Annotated in this window: 3 protein-coding genes; 2 read left to right on the plus strand and 1 reads right to left on the minus strand. The window is 49.5% G+C overall.

Annotation, left to right across the window (positions count from 1 at the left end):
- On the plus strand, positions 1-1,440 hold a 1,440-nt coding region (locus SGI98_02845; GenBank protein MDZ4742340.1), incomplete at its 5' end, for a thioredoxin family protein.
- On the plus strand, positions 1,437-2,540 hold the full coding sequence (gene mtnA / locus SGI98_02850; GenBank protein ID MDZ4742341.1) for an S-methyl-5-thioribose-1-phosphate isomerase: 1,104 nt from the start codon (positions 1,437-1,439) through the stop codon (positions 2,538-2,540). The genes SGI98_02845 and mtnA, both read left to right, overlap by 4 nt.
- Positions 2,541-2,584: 44 nt before the next feature.
- On the opposite strand, the gene SGI98_02855 is transcribed toward mtnA, so the two are convergent.
- Positions 2,585-2,755: a YqaE/Pmp3 family membrane protein gene (locus SGI98_02855; GenBank protein MDZ4742342.1), complete on the minus strand. Its 171-nt coding sequence runs from the start codon at positions 2,753-2,755 to the stop codon at positions 2,585-2,587.
- Positions 2,756-2,988: the final 233 nt, after the last annotated feature.

The following is a 2,988-nucleotide window of genomic DNA, read 5'->3' on the forward strand; positions in this document are numbered from 1 at the left end:
TATTTTATTACCGTGGCAATCCTGACCATTGCCTGGGTGCTGAGTTTTTTTATTTTTATTATTTGTTCCTTTATGCGGGGTATTCTCTGGGGGATCCTCTGTCTTTTCACCGGATATATTGGCGGCCTCATTGCCGTTCTCGTGCCGGGAGACGACCGTCCGGTCAAATCATTCCTTTTGAGTATCACCTTGATGATCCTGCTCATCGGCGCAGCCGGGGGTGGAGGCTATTATTTCTCCTCAGAACTGAAAAAATATGTGCTCGCCGATAATAAACTTTATATTCAAGAGAATGGGGAACTCAAGGAATTACCCGCCCCCAAAAACAAAAATGAAGTCATCTTTCAACAAATGATCACCGAAATCATCCGTCAAAGCGGAGGCCGTGGTTTAGATCCCCAGTTCCACGGAAAAGATGGTAAACTGAATTTTGCGGCGATTCCCGCCAGTGTTTTTGAAGTCACAGCGATAATGGGAACGGAAGGCACACAAGACTTTAATGTCATGTTCAATAACAACCCGGATTACTCGCTGAATGTCGGCGAGTCATTCAGATTTAATTATCAAGGGCGCTCCGTCGATATTAAACTCAAGGAAGTAACCCCTCACTCTGTGATATTAGTCACAGATCATGGGGAAATCAAAGTGCCACGGGACAAAAAGGAGAATGTCACCGAGGGCGACCCCTTGACACAAACTGCAGAATCGACAACTGAGGCACCAACCACTCCATCCCCCTCGCAGGAAGGCATCAGTGCCAGCACTTTCAAAATTACCGCCATGATGGGGCAGGAAGGCACTCAAGACTTTAATGTCATGTTTAATAATAATCCGGCTTACTCCGTGGATGTCGGCAAATCATTCTCCTTTGATTACCACGGAAAAAAGGTCGATGTGAAGCTCATGGAAGTCACGGCCAATCATGTGATTCTCGTCGCCGATGGCCAAGAGATTAAAATCAACCGTGTGCTCCAAGAAGAAGCCTCCGAGGGTGGCCAAGTCGCCCAAGAAGGTTCTGCTGGCGGCGGAGGATCTACTTACCAACAGGGCAAATGGCTGACGAGTTATTCATTGGCACAAAATTATGCAAAGGAACTCAATCGCCCGATCCTCATCTTTTTCACAGGCTCGGACTGGTGTGGATATTGCATAAAACTGGATAAAGAAACCTTTTCACAACAGCGTTTTAAGGACTACGTAAAGGATAATTATATCCTTGTGAAAATTGATTTTCCCCGCGGCTATAAACTCTCCACCTCCCAGACCCAGGCCAATGAAGCATTGGCTCAGAAATTCGGTGTGGACGGTTATCCGACCGTCTATCTCGTCTCTGCGGACGGCAGTAAGACCAGTGAAAAAATGGGTGGATACCAAGGTGATAACCTAGCCATCTATCTCAAGCTCTTGGAAGAATTCAAAAAAACTCAGCCCCACGAATGAATATCGACGGACAACATTACCGCACCATCTGGGAAAAAGACATCGACACGATCTGTGTCATCGACCAACGCAAGTTACCCTTTGTTTTTGAGGTGGAGGAACTCACCACCGTCACGCAAATTGCTGTAGCCATCAAGGACATGCATATCCGCGGGGCAGGCCTGATCGGTGCCACGGCGGGTTATGGAATGTATCTGGCCGCAAAAGAATTTGCTGTAGGGACAACTGAACATTTCGACACCACACTGCGCCAGGCTGCCCAAATGCTCAAGGATACCCGGCCCACAGCCGTTAATCTCGCTTGGGCCGTTGACTCTCAGCTTGCCCGGATAAACACCGGAAAATCCACGGCTGATAAAGTGCAAATCGCTCTGGAAACAGCCCGGCAAATCGCAGACGGGGACTCTGGAATGTGCCGCGACCTCGGGAACCACGGCCTAGTGATCATCCGCGAGCTTCATACAAAAAACCCGGATCGCCCGGTCAATATCCTGACACATTGTAATGCCGGCTGGCTCGCCTTTGTGGATTACGGATCAGCCACAGGGCCTATCTACGCCGCACATGACGCAGGAATCCCTGTCCATGTCTGGGTGGACGAGACCCGACCCCGTAACCAAGGGGCAAGCCTCACCGCCTGGGAGCTTGGACGACACGGGGTCCCCCATACACTCATCGTCGATAATGCCGGAGGGCACCTGATGCAGCATGGCATGGTCGATATGGTCATCACCGGCGCGGATCGTGTCACCGGCGCGGGTGATGCCGCAAATAAAATCGGCACTTACCTTAAAGCCCTCGCCGCCCGCGACAATGGCATTCCCTTTTATGTCGCCCTGCCCTCCTCGACATTTGACTGGGCTATCCATGATGGAGTCAAAGAAATCCCGATTGAGGAACGCAGCGGGGATGAAGTGAAGTTTTTTGAGGGCCGTAACGACAAGGGGCAAATTGCCCGTGTTCAAATCGCCCTGGACACTACGCCGGTTTCAAATTACGGCTTTGATGTCACCCCCGCCCGCCTGATCACCGGTCTCATTACCGAGCGCGGTATCATCCCTGCTAATGAAGAAGCCATTACCCGAGCTTTCCCGAGGTAACCCCCCGGGATCTCGGGGATTTTCTGACTGCAGCTTGGATAGTTTTAAGCGAGTTTTTTATTGGTAAAAATGAGCCAAAGGGCGTGAAGGGTTCCCGGAAACCAACCAAGGAGTGTGAGGGCGACATTAATCCAAAAATGGGTCGAGATACCCACCTGCAAAAAAGCGGTGATCGGTGGAAAAATAAATGCGAATATGAGTTTAATAATGATCATGGTGATTTCTCCCGGTTACTTTTAACCTACTTTGGCTGCTTTATCCCTATAATCAAGAAGAGATAACCAAAGCCTGTAAATCATAATCCCTCTAACTGCTAAGGGCAAGAGAGTAAACAAACGCAGTCCCATTCACGAATTGCCTCATAAGTTATGACACCGGGGAGAGGGAAGGTGGGCGGGGTCAAAAAGAACGTTGACTCAAAAGAAATGACACCGGAACAAAGGAGTCA

It is taken from the genome of Verrucomicrobiota bacterium (genome assembly GCA_034440155.1).
Taxonomy (GTDB): domain Bacteria; phylum Verrucomicrobiota; class Verrucomicrobiia; order JAWXBN01; family JAWXBN01; genus JAWXBN01.

What these genes read in the sequence shown, in the direction of transcription:
- mtnA (MDZ4742341.1), top strand. Translation starts at nt 1,437, where the DNA reads ATGAATATCGACGGACAACATTACCGCACCATCTGGGAAAAAGACATC.
- SGI98_02855 (MDZ4742342.1), bottom strand. Translation starts at nt 2,755, where the DNA reads ATGATCATTATTAAACTCATATTCGCATTTATTTTTCCACCGATCACC.